The following is a 22,703-nucleotide window of genomic DNA, read 5'->3' on the forward strand; positions in this document are numbered from 1 at the left end:
TTACTATTATACCATAATTATAGAAATTGTGCAATTTTTTTGCAGGTAAAGACAGTATAAAAGCAACACTGCTCTATTTCGTAAATTGGACAAATATCCGACAAATGGGCTTGTATGTAGTAAGGTTTATTTCTATACTTTTTAAAGAATTTAGAAGTGAAACAAATATGAACTGCTACAAGACTCACACGTGCAATGAATTAAGGAAGAATGATGTAGGAAAGGAAGTCACCCTCTCTGGATGGTTATACCGTAAGCGCGATCACGGTAACCTAATCTTTGTTGATTTAAGAGACTTCTATGGAATCACTCAACTAGTATTTAATAATGACAAAGACTTTTTTGATGAGATATCAAATTTAAAATTGGAGAGTGTAATTACTGTTACAGGAACAGTTGAAGCTAGAACTGAAGATACGGTAAACAGCTCTATCGCAACCGGGAAAATTGAGGTTGTAGTTAGCAATTTACACGTTGAATCAGAAGTTGAGTTCCACTGTGATGAAGAAATAGCAAAAGAAGAAAGAAGTATATTAGCGAGCATTGCTGGCGAACAAGAATACCCAGAAAATATGAGATTTAAATATCGTTTTCTTGACTTAAGGCGAGAAAACACCCGCAACAATATTATTCTGCGCTCACAAATTATTGCAGAACTTCGCAAGCTCATGATAGAGCGAGGATTTTTAGAGATTCAAACTCCAATACTCACTGCTTCCTCTCCTGAAGGAGCACGCGACTACCTAGTGCCAAGCAGGCTAAATCCTGGTAAATTCTATGCATTGCCGCAAGCTCCGCAGATTTTTAAGCAGCTACTCATGGTCTCAGGGTTTGATAAATATTTCCAAATCGCACCGTGTTTTCGTGATGAAGATGCAAGGGCTGACCGCTCTCCTGGGGAATTTTACCAGCTAGACCTTGAAATGTCTTTTGTGACTCAAGAGGACATCTTTCAGATTATTGAGTCTACCTTATATAAAGTGTTTGCTAAATTTTCTCGTAAGTCTGTCGATAAAGATTTTCCACGTATCACATATAAAGAGGCAATGCTCAAATATGGTTCTGATAAGCCAGATCTGCGCAATCCATTATTAATCAGCGATGTTACAGAAATTTTCCGTGATTCAGGGTTCAATATTTTCAAAAGCAATATTGAGCGTGGTATGGTAGTGAGAGCCATCCCTGCACCTAAAACAGCAGAGGAACCACGCAGCTTCTTTGATAAAAAGATAGAACATGCGCAAAGAGAATTCGGTGCTAAGGGTCTCGGATATATAACGTTTGATAAAGATGGAACTGCGAAAGGCCCAATTGCTAAATTCCTCGATGACAATAGGCTAAACTCTATAAAAGAAACAACGAATGTAAAGTCTGGAGACAGCGTATTTTTTGCTTCTGACAAAGAGAATGAGGCAGCAACAATTGCAGGAAAAGTACGCACTCTTTTAGGGTCAGAACTCAGTCTTATAGATGATAATATCTTCAAGTTTTGTTGGATCATTGATTTTCCCTATTTTGTATATGACGATAAAAGTAAAAAAATCGATTTCTTTCATAACCCATTTTCTATGCCACACGGTGGTCTGAAAGATTTAGAGGAAAAGAATCTACTCGATATCCTTGCTTACCAATATGATCTTGTTTGCAATGGAATAGAACTGTCAAGCGGGGCGATTCGCAATAACAAACTGGATATCATGTATAAAGCTTTTGCCATTGCAGGTTATAGCCGGGGAGAAGTCGATACAAAATTCGGCGCACTCGTACGTGCATTCAGATTTGGAGTACCACCTCATGGCGGTATAGCACCAGGAGTTGATAGAATGGTTATGCTACTTGCGGATGAGCCAAACATTCGTGAAGTAATCTGTTTTCCTATGAATCAGCAGGGTGAAGATGTTCTAATGGGCGCCCCTTCCAAAGTGGACAATAAACACTTACGTGAACTGTTTTTGCAGATCATTGAATGAAAAATCTTATAGCAAGGAGCACCGGTTAATGATATATTAGGTTATGTTAAATTGAAAGACCATGAATAATATCCAAAAAGCAATACTATCTGGCATGATCTGTAACATGATTGTGTGGTATGAACTCACTCTTTTTGGAGTATTAACAGATACAATCATCAACGTTTTTTTCCCATCAGAAGATCATTATTTGAGTACACTCAAATTCCTTGGTGTTTTTGCAATTGGTTTTGCGTTTAGACCAATTGGTGCAGTAATTTTTGGTTACATGGGAGATAAGTATGGCAGAAGAAAGACTTTACTTACTTCAGTAATATTAATTTCAATATCATCCACAATTATGGGAATTATACCTGGGTATAAAGAAATAGGGTTGCTTTCACCTGTATTGCTTGTGTTTTGTAGAATAGTGCAAGGAATAACTGCAGGAGGTGAAACAAGCATTAATACAGCATTTACGATAGAGCATTCAAAAGATAAAAAAAATCTAGGTTTCTTAGGAAGTATGAAGCCCTTTAGCGGAGCCCTTGGAACGCTCTTATGCATAACAATGATATTTATCTGCAAAAGAGTTACAGGTGAGAACTATGAAATATGGGGATGGAAGTTGCTTTTTTATTTTTGCTTTTTTTTGGGGACAATAGGTTTTTTAACTAGGTACATATTAAAAGAAAGCTTAGCATATAAAACTAATAAGTATGCTGATAATTTATCACGTTCACCACTGTTAGAACTAATAAGAAACTATAAAAGACCGCTTATCATTTCAATTAATCTGGGGATTGCTCAGAATGCGATTGTCTACGCAGCAATAATGTTTTATAATGTATCAATAAAAGAGCTAGTTATTTTATCTATTAGTATTAAAGATTTAATGAGGATAGTAATACAGATTGTATTTGCAGTATCTGCAGTACTTTTTGCAATTCTATCTGATAAAGTTGGAAGAAAGCGTGTAATGGTTCCTATACTAATAATACTATCTTTAATTGGTTTATTTGTGTTACTATTATTGTCTTCTATCAACCACTACGTTGTAATAATAACTTACTTATTGATCACTATACCAGTAGGCGCATCTTTTGGAATGTATGGCTCTATTGTTTGTGAACTATTCCCAACAAAAGTTAGATGCATCGGTGTAAGTTTAGCAAATAATATATCTGCAGGAATTTTTGGTGGCCTCTCTCCATCCATATGCATGTGGCTTATAGAAAAAACCGAAACAAAACTTGCAGCAGGCATTTATCTTACTGCCTGCGCATTAATTAGCCTAATATCTGTGCTTCAAATCAAAGCCAAAGACAGAAAAGTTGATTGGTGAAATCGTTTCAGTCGAAAAATAGCGCTTCAATAGACTTTTCAATGTGCTTAGGGATAGGAGCGGTAATAGTAATTTCTTTATTGTTTGGCAATTTTAAAGATAAAGAATGCGAATGAAGGTGAATTTTATTTGCCACTTCATCAATAAAAGCTTTTTTACCACCGTATTTACCGTCACCAAGAATAGGGCAATTTATATGAGCTAAATGTGCACGTAACTGATGGGTTCTGCCGGTAATTGGTTGTAATTTTAAATAAGCAACATTATGTTTTAACCTTGCTATAATTGAAAAATGCGTAGTGGCACTTTGAGGTGAGCCTTCATCAACGACCACTTTTTCTTGACCAGAAATATATTTTTTTACCAACGGATAATCTATTATTCCACTATCCTTGCTTGGCATGCCAGATGTTAATGCTAGATAAGTTTTTTTTACTCTTCGTCCTTTAAATTCCTCCATAAGATATCTCGCAACACTAGCATTGCGTGCGAATATTATCACTCCACTCGTATCTCTATCTAGCCTATGGACAATTTTAAATGTTTCTCCCTCTCTTATTTGGTCAAGCAAATCACTAATGCTAATCTTTACTTTTACGCCACCTTGAACGATTACTCCTGCGGGTTTGTTTATAGCTAGTATATATTCGTCTTCATATAATATGTTCTCTTTTAGTAAATTCACTAACTTTTCATTATATTTGCGATCAGAATTAGCGTTTTCAATATAATTCAAGTGCTTCAGCGTTATAGTTTGTCCAGAATTTACTCTATCACTAGACTTTGCTTTGCAAGCATCAACTTTGATTAATCCTTTCCTTAAAGATTTTTCAATTACAGATTGCTTTAAATCAGGAAAGATTCTTCTGATGTACCTATCCAACCTAACGTTATCGTCTTCTACTGATATGGTTTTTATATTCTCCATTACTCTATTTGGATGTATGCTAATATCAACTGTTTGCATGACATAAAATAAAGTATAGCACAAGATATAAACCCTTCGGCTACATGTGCTATCTATTTAGTAGATTAAATATGAAGTTTAAAACTCTGCTGTCAACTTCCTGCAAAACTAGTGAAAACCAAACTTGCTTAAAACCACTTAATTAGTTATAGTTATAAGTTTGAGGTACAGTGAAATGACAGCTTTTGTCCCTTTGATTATTTTTTTAATCTTGTACCTTGGAAGTGGTGCTTATTTTTCTTTTATTGGAACTGATAATCCACTTCATCAGGTTTCACCAGTAATCTGCTTATTACCAGCACTATTTTTTGCTGTCTCACGTGGTACAAATAAAATTCAGCATAACATCGATACTGTTATCGAGGGCATGGGTGACAAAAATACCCTTACTATGTGTTTAATTTTTCTATTTTCTGGAGCATTTTCTGCGGTTACTCAATCAATTGGTAGCGCAGACACTGTTGCTAATTTAATTCTTAATTTCCTTCCAGCAAGATTACTGCTGCCTGGAGTATTTTTGGCTTCTGCTTTTATTTCAACTGCAATTGGCACATCTATGGGAGTTGTTGCGCTGATGGTGCCTATAGCTGTTAATCTGGCAAAAAGTGGAGCTTTTGGTCTTGAAATAGGAACTGCAACTGTGGTAGGTGGTGCTGTATTTGGTGACAACCTTTCGATGATATCTGATACCACCATTGCATCTGTTTCTTCACAGGGAGCTTCAGCAAAAGATAAACTTAAAATAAACTCTAAGGTTGCATTTACTGCAGGTATTATAACACTCACCTATCTGGCAGTGATTTCAAGTAGTACAAAAATTATTTCTATATCAAATTTAGATTATTATTCTATAATCAAAATTATTCCTTATATTTCTTTAATAATCATGGGGCTGCTTGAAGTCACCACTTTAGTAACAATAACTGTAAACATAATTATTGCTGGTGTGCTAGGAATAGCTTTTTTTGACTATGCCATCGTTCAATTTCCTCATGACGTGTATGACGGTTTCAAAAAAGTAAACGAAATAGTGATATTTGCTCTATTTATCGGTGGGTTGAGCCATATAATGTACAAACAAGGTCAAAAAGCGTTGCATAAACTCATCGATGAAAGCAATATCACAAAAACTAAAGCTGAATTTGTGATAGCAGGAATTGCGTCTATGTTTACTACCTTAGTTGCCAATAATACCATTGCTATTTTACTAAGTGGTGGCATTGCAAAAAGACTCGCACAGAAACACGATATTGTACCATACCGCAGTGCATACTTATTAGATGTTTTTGCTTGTGCTACAAAAGGCATCTTACCTTATGGTTCCCAGCTATTGCTAGCAGGAAGTATAGCTTCTGTATCACCTGTTTCTTTATTAACACAGGTATATTACTGCTTTATTCTAGCAGCAGTTACAATAGGCGAAATAATCATCAACAGCAGAAAAGAGAAACATTGTGCGGCTGCAACTTAGAGTTTCTCTTTTTTTTACCCATAAGAAACGGAATTACTTGACAAACTTCGCCAGCCCCCTTATCATGAAACTGAAGCTATTGTATTTGCTTTCGCCAATCTGCAGATTAAAAGGTAAGGATTACTTAATGTATCGGCGTCTTATGTTCAATTTTTTGCAGTATATAGATACTATATGTCTTTACAAAACTTCATCTACATCTAGATTTTTATCTAAATAAGCTGAACGCGCTTACAAAGCGTTACAAGACATCAAAAAATGCCAATACTCGACAGAGATAGTAAAGGACTAGCTAACTCGGGGATTCTTTGTCTTTTTTTCTGCTTGGTAAACTTCTTAAACATTTGCAGCGTAGGTTAGTTGCAATTAAAAGCAGCTTAATCTCGCTTGTCAAGCGTTTAAAACATAAAAAACGCCAATATTTTAAAGCGGATAATAACCACGGGGCTTCTTTTGCCTTTTTTTTTATTTGGTAAATTCCTTAATATTTATAGCTAAACGACAACCGTCATCCCGCTACGTGTTAGCGGGATCTCTTGTTAGCGCCGCGGCGCATAAGTGTTGAAAGTGCTATAAGTGGCATTATATAAGGTGGTTAATGGCATAAATTTCAATGATAATAAAATAAATCAAAAAAGCGCCTTTTTGCCTGTGGTTAGAAGGTTTAAGCGAATTTTTGACGTGGTTTATCTGCTTTCCCAACAACGAAGGTTGATATCAAGAGGAGATTTACATACCATTAATCACCTTGTGTGACTGCACTTTCAACACTTATGCGCCGCGGCGGTATGACGGTTCGCGGTGGAATGACGATAACTTCGTCATTCCGCTATGTGTTAGCGGCTAAGAGATACCGCGAGTGAATCCACAACTGTACGAACATTCGTTTGTGAAAGCAGTGTGTTAAATGTTATAGCAGGTTTTGCCTCAAACACAAAGGCAGTGCCCAGACACTGGGATCCAGTTGAGCTATTTCAACAAAAATACTGCATTTTGAGATGAACGTTTATTTTTATCAGACTTATTTACAAGTATAACAATTAAAGTCTGGATCCCAGTGTCTGGGCACTGGGATGACAAAAAAAGGAGCGCTGGGATGACATCCTCCCTTATGGAAATTGCTCTCAAATCACAATGTTCGTACAGCTATGGAATGAATCGCGGTATGACGGTTAAGTAGGGTGTCATTCCAGTGCTTGACACAGTTGTCTAAGTGAGCCAGTGGTTATATTATTGCTATATTTCTCACTTACCCAACAAACTTAGATTTTACACTAGACTGTGCCACCACTAACTTTGCAACCGGTACTCTATAGGGTGAGCATGAAACATAATCCACCCCTGACTTGATGAGAAACTCTATAGATTTTGGATCTGCTCCATGCTCTCCACATATACCCAGCTTTATTTCTTTTCGGGTTTTTTTGCCTCTTTCAATAGCTATCTTGATTAACTCCCCTACCCCTTCGATGTCCAGCACTTCAAATGGATCATTGTCAAATATATTGCTTTCCTTATAAGAATCGAGGAAATTAACTGAATCATCTCTTGAAAGTCCCATGGTTGTTTGCGTTAAATCATTAGTGCCAAAACTAAAAAACTCTGCATGTTTTGCTAACTTATCAGCAATCAGTGCTGCTCTTGGTAGTTCTATCATCGTTCCAATTGAATAAGCCTTGTCTGATGTCATTCCAGCGTGTGACGCTGGAATCTGCGTCTGTGAGATGACAGAGGATTCTTTCTTTGCTAGCTCGCATATCAGAATAAATTCTTTCTCATTCATTATAAAAGGGATCATGATCTCAGGCTTGATTTCTACACTTTTTTCCTTTTTTAGCTCATTTGCAGCACTAAGTATTGCCCTAATCTGCATGCTATATATTTCAGGATGAGAAATGGCAAGTCTACAACCTCGATGGCCAAGCATTGGGTTCTTTTCTGATAACTGTGCTATTTTATTTTTTACTGACTCAACTGACTTACTAAGTGATTTAGCAATTTTTTCTATAGTAGACTGATTATTGGGTAAAAACTCATGCAAAGGCGGATCAAGCAACCGTATAGTGACCTCCCTGCCCTCCATAATAGAAAATATTTCTTTGAAATCAGACTTTTGCATTTCTTCCAGTTTAATGAGCGCATTTGCCCTTTCATTTTCATCGTCAGCTATTATCAATTTTTGAATGAATTCGATTCTATCACTAGCGAAAAACATATGTTCTGTGCGACATAAGCCTATACCTTCTGCACCGAATTCTTTTGCAATTTTTGCATCTTTTGGAGTATCAGCGTTCGCTCTCACTTTGATCGTTTTGATTTCATCTATCCAGTTGATTATCGTTTTGAATTCTTGCGATAATTCAGGTGAAATTGTAGGAAGAATGCCAAGCATAACCTCCCCTGTCCCTCCATTGATAGTAATTGGTTCACCTTTCTTTACTTTTGTATCCCCTATAGAAAAGAAAGTTCCATCTTTATTGATATAAAGTCCACTCACACTGCAAATGCATGGCTTACCCATTCCACGGGTTACAACAGCAGCATGCGAGGTCATCCCTCCCCGTGCTGTTACTATGCCACTTGCAGCATTCATTCCATTAATATCTTCAGAACTCGTTTCTGACCTTACTAAAATCACTTTTTTGCCCTGCTCTGCAGCTTTTTCAGCATCACTTGCACTAAACACTACATATCCAGAAGCAACCCCTGGAGAAGCCGGCAGCCCCTTCCCTATTACTTTTTGGTCACTCTTAACGTCAAGAACTGGATGCAATAAATTGTCAAAGGTTTTTGGATCAATTCTCAATATCCCTTCTTCTTTTGTAATCGTTCCTTCGTTTACCATATCAACTATTATGCGAATAGCAGCTTCAGCCGTGCGCTTGCCAGACCTAGTTTGCAAAATCCATAACTTACCGTCCTGCACAGTAAATTCGATATCCTGCATGTCTTTATAATGCCTTTCAAGTTTTTCACATACCACGCATAATTCTCGGTAGACACTTGGCAGCAACTTCTCCATGGTGTTTTTTTGCTCTCCGTCAATTGGCATAGGAGTATAAACACCAGAAACCACATCCTCACCCTGAGCATTAACCAAAAACTCACCAAAAAGCTTTTTTTCTCCAGTTGAAGGATTTCGTGTAAATATCACACCAGTTGCAGAATTATCATTTAAATTACCAAAAACCATTGCTTGCACGTTGACCGCTGTTCCAAGGTTTTCAGGAATATTATGTATTCTTCTATAGGAAACAGCCCTATCATTTTTCCAAGAGGCAAATACTGCATTAACTGAGTTTAACAATTGCTCTTCAACGTTCTGCGGGAAATGTTTCTCAGTTTTTTCATATACTATCTTTTTAAAATCGTTAACAATTCTCTTTAAAACATCAACATCAAGATCAGCTAAGCTTTTTGCTCCACTCTTTTGCTGCTCATTATCAACAACATCTTGAAATAGGTGATGATCAAGCTGTAGTACAACATTGGAGTACATCATGATGAAACGGCAGTAGCTATCGTAAGCAAAACGTTCGCCACTTTTTTTTGCAAGCCCAACAACGGTTTCATCATTTAGACCAACATTTAAAATAGTATCAAGCATGCCCGGCATTGAACTAACACTACCAGAGCGTATTGAAACTAATAAGGGATTATTTAAATCCCCAAATTTACAACCGATGTCATTTTCGAGCATCGCCATGTAGTTTTTGATTCCACTACATATGTCATTCCAGTGCGTGACCACATTTTTTTCTGGATCCGAGTAGTCAGCTACTTGGATAACAGAAGATCTATTGTCTTGATAATAGACTTCGCAAGCAGAGGTGGAAATTGTGAAACCAGGTGGAACAGGAATGCCAACATTGCACATTTCTGCTAAATTTGCCCCCTTTCCTCCCAGCAGATTTTTCATTTCTGCATTGCCTTCGCATTTACCCTGGCTAAAGTAATGTATTAACTTTTCCCCCATCATTTTCTCCGGATTTTCACTGATAAACACATTGTACATATAGTTCCAATAAACCTGTGAGAACTTGAAACCTTAGGATAATAAATTTTACAAAATTTTGCAACAACGTTCCTTCTGGCAACATCAGTAAAGTTAACAAAAAAGATGACAAATTATTGAATTATTATCAATAAGAATATATAATATAAAGATACATTTAAAAATTTTTTTATGGCTCTTTCTAAATTTCTCGACCCCAAGAATGATGTTGCGTTCCGGCGTATTTTTGGTACTGAAAAAAATAAAGACATCCTCATTCACTTTCTCAATGATATTTTGGGGTTCACTGGCAAAGATGAAATAAAAGAAATAGAATTCCTCAGCACTATTCAAGATGCTGAAATTGCCTCTAAAAAACAAAGTATCGTTGATGTTCTTTGCAGGGATGAAAATGGGGTGCAAGTAATAGTCGAAATGCAAGTTGCCAAAACTAAAGGCTTTGAAAAACGCGCTCAATATTACGCTGCTAAAGCTTATTCAAGGCAAGCTGATAAAGGTGATCAATATCAGGATCTTAAAGAAATCATTTTTATAGCTATTGCTGATTGTATTCTCTTTCCTAATAAATCTGAGTATAAGTCAGATCATGTAATGTTAGACAAAGATAGCTATGAACATGATTTAAAAGATTTTTATTTTACATTTATTGAGTTACCAAAATTTCCTAAAACTAAAGAAGACCAATTGGAGAGTATAGTTGAAAAATGGATCTATTATTTTAAATATGCAGATGAAACTAGCGAAGAAGAATTGGAAAAGATAATAGGTAGTGATGTAATAATTAAAAAGGCATATGAAGAACTAAATAGATTCAACTGGTCAGAGAAAGAATTTATTGCCTACGAACAGGAAATAAAACGTATTCGTGATGAACGGGCTGTTCTTGAACAAAAACTTGATGATGCTAAAAAGGAAGGAAAAATTGAAGTTGCAAAAACAATGCTAGCTAATAATGTTGATGTCACCACTATTGTTAAGTTTACTGGCCTCTCCATGAGTGAGATCAAAGAATTGCAGAATTAAGTGGACCCGCAAACGGTTACACGAAATAATGCTGCAGCCTGACCAGATGATAAGTACATTTAGCCTATTTATCTTTATACTTTCATGCCAATTTTATAAATCAAATTTATTTCTGTGAGTAGCTACAATTTAAAGACCTTGCTTCATCAATGTAATGGAACAAAACCTTTTTAGTAAGTTCAAAACCTTCTAAAGTCTCTCCTTCGCATCTTGCTGTAATGCAGTTTTGCGTATTTGATACCCTAAGAAGCCACCAACCTTTATTATCGGTTACCTTAACACCATCAAGATCTGAAAATACAATATTTTGCTGCTCCAGTGTTTTCTTTATTGATTCAATTATTTGAAACTTTTTCTCATCTTTCACTACAATCTTTACTTCATGAGTGATATATAACTTCGGTAAATCCTCAATCACCTGAGATAGGCTTTGGTTTTTCTTAAGCAAAATGCCAACTGCTTTAACAGCAGAATATAGCCCATCATCAAAACTTAGCTCAGAAAAGAAGAAGTGCCCGCTTAATTCACCAGCAAACTTTGCCTCTTCCTCTACCATCTTCTTCTTAACTAGTGAATGTCCAGTAGCACAGGTGATAACTTGCCCTCCTAACTTGCTAACAAAATCATGCACTTTCATACTCATTTTTACGTTAGCAATAACTTTGCTTTCTGGATATTCCTCCAACACTTCACGTGCAAAAACTATAAATAAATGGTCATTGGAAACAACACTGCCTTTATTATCAATTAAGCGCACCCTATCACTATCACCATCTAGCGCAATGCCAAGATCACATTCATATTCCTTCACAATGTCAATTAATTGAGCGAGATTTTTTTCCTCTATGGGATCTGGATCATGCAGTGGAAATGCCCCATCTATAGAGTTATTGGTTACGATGTGCGTATGACCGGGCAAGATCTTTTCAATATACCTTATGATTCCACTTGCTGGACTATTTCCACAATCCCAGGCTATTTTTAATTTTTGTGTAGTATTATTCTTCACTGCACTTTTTAATATGCGAATGTACTCACTATATATATTTATGTTAATTAAGCTTCCAATTCTTGTGCTGTTTTTAATTGGACTGCTTATAATTTCCTTTATCTCTTGATCTGAGAAGACTTTTTTATTACTAAAAAATTTAAAGCCATTATATTCGCTGGGGTTATGAGAGGCAGTTATTATGATACCAAGATCCGCCTGTGTGATTTGTGTTGCAGCGTAAAGCATAGGTGAAGAGCATAGCCCAACGCGTATAACATTTACTCCAGATAAAGTTAAGCCCCTAATTAATTCTCTTTCTATACCTGGTGAATCTATTCTGCTGTCGTAGCCGACACAAACACTAGCTACGGTTTGGCCAAACTTTCTACCTATCTCGTACCCATCATTAATCTGCAAATCTTTGCCTACTATACCTCTAATATCGTATTTTCTTATAATGGTATTGTCCATACTGCACTGCTTAAGGAGTAACTACTATATAACATAATGGACAAGTGCTCAAGTTTATTTACTCAACAATTAGTTGACTTTTTAAAAAAATCTGTTAATATTGTAGTGTATTTTTTAAAGATGTAAAATTATGCCACAGAAAAACGAAAATGTATTTATAGCTGAGAGTCAAAGTTTAAATGTAGATGAACAGCAGAAAAAGGATATTTTAGATGCGATTGAATCTTATAGCAGCTTTCAAGAGACTATAAAACAATTGGAGAAAAAAAATTTAATCTGGTATTTTATTGGTCCTTTACACAAAGATGAGGATATTACAGAACAGATAAATTTAAAGTGGGAAAAGGAGTTCCAAAATTTTGAGCAATTAATAAATGAAACACATAGAGAATTTGAAGCATCTTTACCAAATCAAAATTTCTTAGTGTACTCAACAACAGATAATGACTTCAAAATTAGATTTGAAAATGAAGAAAGACCAATAGAAATTAGCAATATTTTAAGGGCCAGCAGTGAAGGTAAGGTTTATAACATATCTTTAGGGGAAGATAGTCAAATAACTGCAACCAAAAAAGGCAGCGAAAGGCACTATGATTTTGCTGGTTCCAGTTCATGTGAAATGACCATTAACTGGCAGGCTAAGGATTCTGAAGGTAACAGCATAGACTGTAGCATGACCGTAAAATTGGATTCTGGTGGTATACAAAGTGTTATTGGTGAGCCAAAGTTTGGTGATTTAAAGTTCACACCAGAGGAAACAAAAGATAAAATATTAAAATTAGTTGAGCAGAATAAAGAAGTTTTTATCAATGGAAAAACTCTGCATCAAGCTTTTACTGACATGTCCAGGAGTGTAGACAATCAGCAAGTACCAGCAGAGGAAATATTTACAAAAGATCCACATATATCACCACAGTCACCTACACCAAGCAGCAGTGGGTATTCCTCTCCTGGTTCGCGTAGAAGTTCTCTTTCTGTTGAGAGCGAGGTTGGTGATGAAGAGTTTGAAATCACTAATGGATACATTGACGACGACTACGATAAACAAAAAATGCACAAAGATTATGAGAGAAAGTATGAACAAGAAGGATTAAAAGGAGTAGATGAGACTATAAATGAAATTAACAAACTTGCAGAGCAGCGTGACTTCTTGAGAGATGAAGTTAATGAACAACGGCAAGTTATATCTGAAAAAAATCAAAGAATAAAGGAACAAGGTACTTTAATTGAGTCGCTTATGAGTAAAGAGCAATTAAAGAATCAAGAGTTAGTTAAGGAATTAAATCAACTGTACAAAGAAAAAGAAGATTCAGAAATGGCAATTCAGCAATCTGGTATAGGTAAAAAGTCTCTTGCAGATGAGATAGAAGAAGTGGAGAAAAATGAGAAAATAGAGAGTTTGAGAAAAGAAATTAAGCAGAAGGATGAAAAGATACAGCAGATAGTAAGAGAGAGCCAGAAATTAGAAGGAAAGCTTCAAGATTTAAGGGCAAAGTATTCGGAAGTAAAAAACGAAGATAGTGAGTATATTGAAAATTTAACCCGTAAACTAAAACAAGCTGAGATTGAATTTATCAATAATAAAGATAAGCTGACTGAGCAAATAGAAAAATTGGCAGAAGAAAAGGAAAATTTATTTAGACAATTAAGAGCAAAAAGTACAGATTCAACATCGTTCAGAAAGCAACAATCAGAAATAGATAAGCTTAAACAACAGCTTAAGGAAAAGGAAGGAATGTTAACATGTACACAGGAAGAGCTGGCATCTGTCAAAGAGAGTCTAGAGCAACTGCAGAACATATTACAGCAGGAAAAAGGTCAGGCAACTCAAACTGAAGTTGAATATGAAAGTAGAGGAACAAGCATGCAGCAGCAAGACCAAGGTACACAAGCTGAATTCAATAATCAAATGTTAGAACAATTAAAGCAGAATGTGAATAAGATTAAAAAATTAGAGGGACTTTTGGAACAATCGCAAGAAGAAAATAAACAACTAAAACAAAAAGCTACTCAAAATGCAGGAGTTGATGCATCATCTTCAACAGACCAAAGAGAGACTAAGGAAGTGGAAGTTCAAACTGACGTGCAAATGAATGATTTCCATGATTTATATAATGAAAAAGGTGAATATGTGAAAACAGAATTCTCAAATCCAAACGCAGTCCCTGCTAAGGGTCCGGAAAAATCTCCTCCTCTTCCAAAAGGATGAGTTTTGCTTCTATTGTTAACTATAGCTAAGACGTCGTACCGCCACGGCGCATAAGTGTTGAAAGTGCTATAAGTGGCATTATATAAGGTGGTTAATGGCATAAATTTCAATGATAATAAAATAAATCAAAAAAGCGCCTTTTTGCCTGTGGTTAGAAGGTTTAAGCGAATTTTTGACGTGGTTTATCTGCTTTCCCAACAACGAAGGTTGATATCAAGAGGAGATTTACATACCATTAATCACCTTGTGTGACTGCACTTTCAACACTTATGCGCCACGGCGCTAACGCGTAGCGGGATGACGAATTGCTTAACCGTCATTCCGCCATGAACCGTCATTCCGCCGCAGACCGTCATTCCGCGATTCATTCGCGGTATCTCATCCGCTAACAAGAGATCCCGCTAACACGTAGCGGGATGACGAATTGCTTAACCGTCATCCCGCCACGAACCGTCATACCACGATTCATTCGCGGTATCTCATCCGCTAACAAGAGATCCCGCTAACACGTAGCGGGATAACGGTTGTCGTTTAGCTATAAATGTTTAAGAAATTTACCAAATAAAAAAAAAGGCAAAAGAAGCCCCGTGGTTGGCTAATTACTTACATTATACTTTCAAGTATGGCGTTTTTTTATTCTAAACACTTAATAACCGCGATTTAGTTGCTTTTAAACCGCAACTAATCTAAATTATAAACGTTAAGAAATTTACTAAACAGAAAAAAAGGCAAAAGAAACCCTAGGGTAGCTAGTTATTCACTATCCATTTTTTAAGTTGGCGTTTTTTTATGTTTTAAATGCTTTATAAGCGCATTTTAGCTTATATTAGGTAAAAACCTAGAAGTTTTATAAAGACATAAGGTGCACATAGTGCAAAAAATTAAACATGAGACGCCAGATACGTGAGTTTTTTTGTCATTTAATCTGTACAGAGAAGATAAATAAATAGCTTCAGTGTTTATGATAAGGGGGCTGGCGGAGCTTGTCAAGTAAGTTTTTTCGTTTCTATGGGTTAGTTGGTACGCGCTTTGCCTTTTAACAGATGTAAAAGCACAATTATTACGAACAACATTCCACCAATAACTGATATAGCTCCACCCGCAATAAAACAAGCACGTGCCAACATTGATGAAATACTTGGCAGATCTGCAACCTTCCTTAAAGCACCATACCCACCAAGCCACACAAGGCCAGTGATATGGAGAAAATGCCCTATACTGTAGGCATAAATCTGTAATTTCACAATAGAGTTTTTTACCTCTTTACAGTTTAATTTAGGTAACAGCCAATAAATGAAATTCATAAAAGCTATAGTGATCCCAACTACAGAACCGTGATAATGAGCGGGAATGGTGACATTTCCTTCAATAGTCAACACTCCGAGCACATCTCCATAAGTGAACAACAAAAATGAATGTAATAAATAGTTGCTTTTATCATTAAAAAAAGTTCTGATGTTGCAGCACACTAATATTATCAAAAAGCACGGCAAAACTGCTCCAGCAATCCTCATATGCCAAGTAAAAAACTGTATTAACTTGGCACTATCAACTGGATAAACAAAATATACAAACGGTGCGCCTACAGCTAAAATCGTGTTTATAAATAGTGGTAAAATAGTAATTTTACTGTTTGAAGCTAAACTAACATCACTGATTATTAAATACACTAAAAACATTCCTTGAGTAAAAGCAAACTGCAATAAATGTCCGCCTCCCCAAAAGAGATATTCGTAAAACAAATTCTTATCTGAATGATATAGACCTGGAGGCATATTATTATATGCTAAAACAAAGCAAAGAAATGACGATACAAGTATAATAACCAGTCCAATTTGTCCCATGCAGAGGTATGAGGCTTGCTTATTTGACATATATGCAAGAACTGCATTTATTAATATGCTGGCAATAAATAAACTGAGTCCAAGTAAAAATAATTTGTTTTGTAACACGGGAATATAGTTACTTTTGATAACTTCAGTGTTTGGAACAAATGCAGATATAAACATGAGCAGCATCGAAAGGGTTGATAGAACCCATGAAAAGTTAAACCAACTATTGGTATTTTGTAGGTTTATGATAAAGAGCAGAGATATTATAGAGCACATCCACACCAAAATTGACAAGTTCACGTGTATTACCAGCGCATTATCAAAAATATATTGTGCAAAAGGAACAAGAGAGGAGATAAAAGGCAATCGTAGAAAAATAACAATTATTGACAGTAACCCAGAGCAAGCAAGAGCACATACTGCCAAGAACATCCATTTTCTACAGAGCGGAGCGTTGTCTTGTATATTAAGCACAATCTTTTTTCTCAATTTTGTTCAATACAATATATAACACTGCAATAATACCTAAAACATAGCAATAGTATACGTGTGGCACGACTGCCAAAGGTGAAACTCCAGCAATAGTGCTAGCCAAAAGCAATTGAGCGCCATACGGTATTAATCCTTGAAATACACAAGAAAATATGCCTAGCCATGCTGCACTATAGTGAGGCGGTATTTCATATTTCTTAGCAATATCTCTAGCAATTTCACCGCTAAAAATTATAGCGATGGTATTATTTGCAAGTAAAATATCAAATATGCTGACTATTTTTGCAATAAATAATTGCGCAGTTTTTTGTCCACCACGTTGTATCATAACCCAAGATGAAAGTTTATCTGCAAGCTCCTTAGAATTTTTACCTACCAATCCTGAAAGCCCGCCAACCATCAATGACAGTAGCATAATTTCATGCATACTCATAAACCCCTTAGTGATGTTTTGGCTTAAAAACAATAAACCATAATTGTTGTTATTTATAAATCCAATGATTCCAGCAAAAGTTATGCTTAAAACCAATGCCGTAAATACATTTATTCCAAAGTTTGCAAGCAATATAAGTATTATGTAAGGAGTCACAAGCAATAAAGAATACTCCTTAACTGAAATAGCAGCACTATTGCTTGAGCTATAAAATAATATAATTATTGTGAATATAGAAGCAATTAGTGCTACTTTTGCATTCAGTTTTAATTTTTTCTTTATATCAGCCTTTTGAGACATCACAGATGCAATTGTAGTATCAGAGATAATAGATAAATTGTCGCCAAACATTGCTCCTCCTACAACAGTTGCAACTCCTAAGGAAGGAGAAATCCCAGCTTGTGTCAGTTCAACTGCAATAGGAGCAATTGTTGCAATGGTGCCCATTGATGTACCAATAGCAGTGGAGATGAAAGCTGCTACAAAAAATAATCCTATGAGTAAAAATTGTGTTGGTATAAATGAAAGAGCCAAATTAACTGTGGTATCAGCACTACCGATTGCTTTAGTTACTTCACTGAATGCACCTGCAAGTAAAAAAATGATGCACATAGTGATAATATTACGATCTCTTACCCCATCTAGAAAGGCATACATTTTTTCTTCAGTATTGCCCTTGTATAAAACCCAACCCAGAGCTATGGCAGGAACAATGGCTACCAGTGGAGATAACTGATAAAAAGCATTTGACACGCCAAGAACAGTAAAATATATACCACTTCCTACAAAAAGAAATAGGAACAGTAAAATAGGTAAAAAATTTGTAAGATAAAACATATCTCTACTCCAGCTCTGATAAACGCAAATCAACTATGATATAATTTATATTATTATAAACCACAGTTAGCACCTTGACCAATGTTTTTCTAGAAAGCAATCTACCAGAAAAGGTTTCCATGAAAAGGACTATTATAATATGATTGTTATCATCTACTTGAATTAAACTGGGAGATAGAATAAGTAAAAAATATGAATGACATAACAACAAAGCAAGTCATATCCCTATGGAATGCGCAAGTTGGTGGATTTTTGCCGGATAAAAGAGAAATGGAGATTGATAATATTTTTTTAATCTAATGCTTCAATGTTTCCGACATAGGAAAAGTATCATCTTTACTTTCTATAGAGGAAGGCACACTATTTTGATTATCATCACCATCAATTGGAGTAGTAGGGTGCATTAAAGCAACTTTCATAACTTCATCAATATTCTTAGCAAAAACTACGTTGATCCCTTCTTTGATGCTTGCCGGAATTTCTTGCATATCTTTCTCATTTTCACTTGGTATAATCACAGTTTTGATTGATCCTCTGAGCGCTGCAAGCAATTTTTCTCTCAAGCCCCCGATAGCTAAAACTCTACCACGCAATGTCACTTCGCCTGTCATAGCAACATTTTTGTTAACTGGTATATTTGTCATAAGAGAAACAATAGACGTACATACCGCGCCGCCAGCAGAAGGGCCATCTTTTGGTACAGCACCCTCAGGTACATGCAAATGTATATCATTATTTTGGAATTTTTCGGGCTTTATACCAAAAAATAAACAATTTGATCGAATATAACTATACGCAGCTTTTATAGATTCTTGCATAACCTCTCCAAGCTTTCCTGTGTATTTTATTTCTCCCTTGCCCGGAATTAGGACTGATTCTATCATCAAAATATCACCACCTGTTTCAGTATAGGCGAGCCCAGTTACTATTCCTACTAAACTCTCATTTTCCGCAATGCCAAAGGTATATTTACGTACCCCTAAATAATCTTGTAAATTGTCAACCCCTACGGATATTTTCTTATTTTTATCAGTCAATATTTCTTTAACTGCCTTTCTCATGAGCTTTGCAAGCTCCCTTTCCATACTCCGCACACCACTTTCACGTGTATATAAACGTATCAACTCGTATAACGCCTCATTAGTTATGTCCCATTCCTTCTGATACAAACCATGCTCCTTCTTTAACTTCGGAATAAGGTGGTGTGTAGCAATACTGATTTTTTCATCTTCAGTATACCCGGACAATTGTATAATTTCCATCCTATCACGCAAAGGATGTGGTAAATTTAAGCTGTTTGCCGTAGCTACAAACATTACACTTGAAAGATCAAACTCAACTTCCAAGTAATGATCCGTAAAGTGTTTATTGTGCTCAGTATCTAAAACCTCAAGTAATACAGATGCAGGATCGCCACGCGAATCAGAACCCATCTTATCTATTTCATCAAGCAGAAAAAGCGGGTTGCATGAATTAGCTTTTTTCATGTGTTGAATGATTTTACCAGGCATTGAGCCAATATAAGTTTTCCTATGCCCTCGTATCTCAGACTCATCACGCACACCACCAAGAGCTATGCGAACAAAATCTCTTCCTACTGCTCTTGCCATAGACTTAGCTAAAGAAGTTTTACCAACACCTGGCGGTCCAACTAAGCAAAGTATAGGACCTTTTATCTCTTTTACTCTTTTTAATACCGCTAAAAATTCTATTATTCTATCTTTTACTTTCTCTATGCCATAATGATTTTCATCTAAGATTTTCTTAGCTGCATTTAAGTTAATTTTTGCATCTTTGTACTTTCCCCATGGCAACTCAAGCAACCAATGCAAGTAACTAGATATAACTGTAGCTTCAGGAGAAATGGGATTCATTTTCTTGTATCTCTTCAAATCAGTTATAGCTTTCTCTCTTGCTTCCTGAGAAAGCTTTGTTTCATTTATCTTTTTTTCAAATTCATTGAGTATATTCCCTTCATCACCATTCTCAAATTCGCCTAATTCTTTCTGTATAGCTTTCAATTGCTCGTTAAGGTAGTAAACTTTCTGAGTGCTTTCAACTTGCGATTTAATTGTCTTATATAAACGGTTTTGTGCGTTCAAAATACTTATTTCTCTCTCAATAAAAGCAAAAGCTTTTTTTAAACGCTCTTTTGGGTCATAAGCCTCAAGTATGCTTTGTTTATCCGATACTTTTATATTTAAATGTGAAGCTACTGTGTCTACAAGTTGATCAACTTCTTTGATTTGATCAATGGGGTTAATGGCAACTTCAGGCTGATTTTTCTTGTTTAGCTTACACCAGCTATCGAACGCGTCTATAACAGATCGCCTTAAAGCTTCTAAATCAATATTGTCTTCATCTTCTTTATAATGATTGTCTAACTCTACCCTGGCTTGTAATAAAGTATGAGAGCTAATATATTCTACAACTCTTCCCCTTCTTATCCCCCGGATTATAACTTTTACTGCATTGTCAGGCAATTTTATTAATGGTTGTATAATGTTTGCTAACACACCTACTTCATAAAGATCTTCAGGCTCTGGATTATCAACAGAGCCATCTTTCTGTGCTACAAGAAAAATCTCATTTTGGTGACTACTACTTGTTGCATATTCTAGTGCATTAACAGATTTTTCTCTGCCTATGAATAAAGGCACCATTATATTTGGAAAAATTACTACATCTCTTAAAGGTAATACTGGCAATGCAGTAAAACTAGAGCTTACAGCACGTTCAATGTTCATAATATATGCCTCAAATTAATCATTAACCGTTATAACATTGCCATTATTATTATGATTAACCGTTGCTTTTCCTAATTCTACCATTTTCTTAGTGATTACTATAGTGCTACCTTCAAAATCTCCGTTTCCAGCTGTATACATAACGTCAAGCAAAAGTGATTCCAAGATAGCACGTAACATTCTTGCACCTGTTTTATAGCTTATAGCCTTTTTAGCAATAGCTGATATTGCTTCATCTGAAAACTCAAGGTTTACTTTGCTAAACGCAAGCAATGCTTTGTACTGTTTTATTAGTGCATTCCTTGGCTCTGTCAACACATGTATTAAATCTTCATGATCCAACTCATCTAAAACAGCAGTTATTGGAACCCGCCCTACAAATTCGGGTATTAAACCGAATTTGATTAAATCTTCAGGTTGAACATCATGTAAAGCATTCTTTTTCTTTTGCTCTTTAGACTGACTTATATCTGCTCCAAAGCCAACTGACGTTCCCTTTTTTCTCGCTTCAATAATCTTATCGAGGCCTTCAAAAGCTCCTCCACAAATAAATAGTATGTTACTAGTATCCACTTGTATAAACTCTTGTTGTGGGTGTTTTCGCCCTCCTTGTGGCGGAACATAAGCAACTGTACCCTCCATAATCTTAAGCAGAGCTTGCTGGACCCCTTCACCTGAAACGTCACGGGTTATTGAAGTGCTTTCAGATTTTCTTGTAATCTTGTCTATTTCATCTATAAACACTATACCACACTGTGCTTTTGCAACGTCATAATTTGCAGCTTGTAATAAACGCGACAACACGCTTTCTACATCATCACCCACATAACCTGCCTCAGTTAAAGTTGTCGCATCAGCCATAGCAAATGGCACATCTGAAACTTTAGCAAGTGTTTTGGCTAGCAAAGTCTTACCAGAACCAGTGGGACCAATAAGCATTATATTTGACTTCTCGATTTCAATATCACTTATAGCATGAAATTGTACCATGGATTGACAATGGTTATACATAGCTACAGATAAAACGTGTTGCGCGTGTTCTTGACCTACAACATGCTTGCTGAGAAAATTTTTTATATCCTCAGGTTTCTTTAGTAATAGCTTCATATCAGATATACGATCTGAATTAAAAGACCTATCTTTCTTTTGACTTATTGCTTTATGGGATAATTCTATGCACTCATTACAAATAAACACCTTTAAACCATCCGAGGAGTTAGTAATCAATTTATCTACTTCATCTTGCGCCTTGTTGCAAAAAGAACAGTAGTGTAAATCATTATTGTTATCCATTAACCCACCTTTTGTTTAACTTTAATATTTTCAATTTCAATATCTGTACGCTCAGCTATCACCCTGTCAATTAAGCCAATTTTCCTTGCTTCTTCAGGATCCATGAATTTATCTCTTTCCATCATTCCTTCAATTTTCTTCAGCGAATTTCCAGTATGTTTTTCATAAATTTGATTTAGTTTTTTCTTAACTCGCAAAATTTCATTAGCATGTATTTCTATATCAGTTGCTTGACCATGATAACCACCAGATGGCTGATGTATCATAATTCTTGAATGAGGTAGAGAGTAGCGCTTACCTTTTGTACCAGATGCAAGCAATAAGGAACCCATAGACGCAGCTTGACCTATACATAAAGTTGAAACGTCTGGGTTTATATACTGCATTGTATCGTAGATCGACAAACCAGCAGTTACAACACCACCTGGTGAGTTGATGTACATAAAAATGTCTTTATCGGGATTTTCCGATTCTAAAAATAAAAGCTGTGCTACTATTACACTGGCCATGTTGTCCTCAATAGGACCTGTTACGAAAATTATTCTTTCTTTCACTAGTCTTGAATATATGTCATAAGCGCGCTCACCGCGACTAGTTTGTTCAACTACAATTGGTATAAGAGTCATAC

Annotated in this window: 13 protein-coding genes; 5 read left to right on the plus strand and 8 right to left on the minus strand. The window is 35.9% G+C overall.

Annotated elements, in window-relative coordinates:
* Positions 1–167 precede the first annotated feature (167 nt).
* Positions 168–1,970, plus strand: coding sequence for an aspartate--tRNA ligase (gene aspS / locus OPR26_RS03135; protein ID WP_265016275.1), 1,803 nt, complete (start codon positions 168–170; stop codon positions 1,968–1,970).
* Positions 1,971–2,031: 61 nt separating this feature from the next.
* The gene (locus OPR26_RS03140; RefSeq protein ID WP_265016205.1) at positions 2,032–3,294 is read left to right on the plus strand and encodes an MFS transporter; all 1,263 of its coding nucleotides are present in this window, start codon (positions 2,032–2,034) and stop codon (positions 3,292–3,294) included.
* Positions 3,295–3,301: 7 nt separating this feature from the next.
* Here the strand turns inward: OPR26_RS03140 and OPR26_RS03145 are convergent, their stop codons facing one another.
* Positions 3,302–4,261, minus strand: a complete 960-nt coding sequence (locus OPR26_RS03145) for an RluA family pseudouridine synthase (RefSeq protein WP_265016206.1) — start codon at positions 4,259–4,261, stop codon at positions 3,302–3,304.
* A gap of 175 nt (positions 4,262–4,436) precedes the next feature.
* Here OPR26_RS03145 and OPR26_RS03150 point away from each other — a divergent pair, with 175 nt between their 5' ends.
* Positions 4,437–5,732: a Na+/H+ antiporter NhaC family protein gene (locus tag OPR26_RS03150; RefSeq protein ID WP_265016207.1), complete on the plus strand. Its 1,296-nt coding sequence runs from the start codon at positions 4,437–4,439 to the stop codon at positions 5,730–5,732.
* Positions 5,733–6,981: 1,249 nt separating this feature from the next.
* On the opposite strand, the gene ppdK is transcribed toward OPR26_RS03150, so the two are convergent.
* Positions 6,982–9,708, minus strand: a complete 2,727-nt coding sequence (gene ppdK / locus OPR26_RS03155; RefSeq protein ID WP_265016276.1) for a pyruvate, phosphate dikinase — start codon at positions 9,706–9,708, stop codon at positions 6,982–6,984.
* Between the two features lie 210 nt (positions 9,709–9,918).
* Between ppdK and OPR26_RS03160 the strand changes: the two genes are divergently transcribed.
* On the plus strand, positions 9,919–10,770 hold the full coding sequence (locus tag OPR26_RS03160; RefSeq protein ID WP_096616857.1) for an Rpn family recombination-promoting nuclease/putative transposase: 852 nt from the start codon (positions 9,919–9,921) through the stop codon (positions 10,768–10,770).
* A gap of 106 nt (positions 10,771–10,876) precedes the next feature.
* Here OPR26_RS03160 and OPR26_RS03165 read toward each other — a convergent pair whose 3' ends face one another.
* Complete coding sequence (locus tag OPR26_RS03165) at positions 10,877–12,232, minus strand: phosphomannomutase/phosphoglucomutase (RefSeq protein ID WP_265016208.1); 1,356 nt, start codon at positions 12,230–12,232, stop codon at positions 10,877–10,879.
* Between the two features lie 256 nt (positions 12,233–12,488).
* Between OPR26_RS03165 and OPR26_RS03170 the strand changes: the two genes are divergently transcribed.
* Positions 12,489–14,441: a hypothetical protein gene (locus OPR26_RS03170; protein ID WP_265016209.1), complete on the plus strand. Its 1,953-nt coding sequence runs from the start codon at positions 12,489–12,491 to the stop codon at positions 14,439–14,441.
* A 1,013-nt stretch (positions 14,442–15,454) separates the two neighbouring features.
* Here OPR26_RS03170 and OPR26_RS03175 read toward each other — a convergent pair.
* The 5 genes from OPR26_RS03175 to clpP form a co-directional block, all read right to left on the minus strand.
* Positions 15,455–16,705: a cbb3-type cytochrome c oxidase subunit I gene (locus OPR26_RS03175; RefSeq protein ID WP_265016277.1), complete on the minus strand. Its 1,251-nt coding sequence runs from the start codon at positions 16,703–16,705 to the stop codon at positions 15,455–15,457.
* A gap of 34 nt (positions 16,706–16,739) precedes the next feature.
* Entirely contained in the window at positions 16,740–18,035 is a 1,296-nt protein-coding gene (locus OPR26_RS03180) for a Na+/H+ antiporter NhaC family protein (RefSeq protein ID WP_265016210.1), read from the minus strand.
* Between the two features lie 296 nt (positions 18,036–18,331).
* The gene (gene lon, locus OPR26_RS03185; protein WP_265016211.1) at positions 18,332–20,782 is read right to left on the minus strand and encodes an endopeptidase La; all 2,451 of its coding nucleotides are present in this window, start codon (positions 20,780–20,782) and stop codon (positions 18,332–18,334) included.
* 15 nt (positions 20,783–20,797) lie between these two features.
* Positions 20,798–22,075: an ATP-dependent Clp protease ATP-binding subunit ClpX gene (gene clpX / locus OPR26_RS03190; protein ID WP_265016212.1), complete on the minus strand. Its 1,278-nt coding sequence runs from the start codon at positions 22,073–22,075 to the stop codon at positions 20,798–20,800.
* The gene (gene clpP, locus OPR26_RS03195; protein WP_253302826.1) at positions 22,075–22,701 is read right to left on the minus strand and encodes an ATP-dependent Clp endopeptidase proteolytic subunit ClpP; all 627 of its coding nucleotides are present in this window, start codon (positions 22,699–22,701) and stop codon (positions 22,075–22,077) included. Before clpP ends, clpX begins: the two co-directional genes overlap by 1 nt.
* Between the last annotated feature and the right edge of the window lie 2 nt (positions 22,702–22,703).

It is taken from the genome of Wolbachia endosymbiont (group A) of Anoplius nigerrimus, from assembly GCF_947251795.1.
Classification (GTDB): domain Bacteria; phylum Pseudomonadota; class Alphaproteobacteria; order Rickettsiales; family Anaplasmataceae; genus Wolbachia.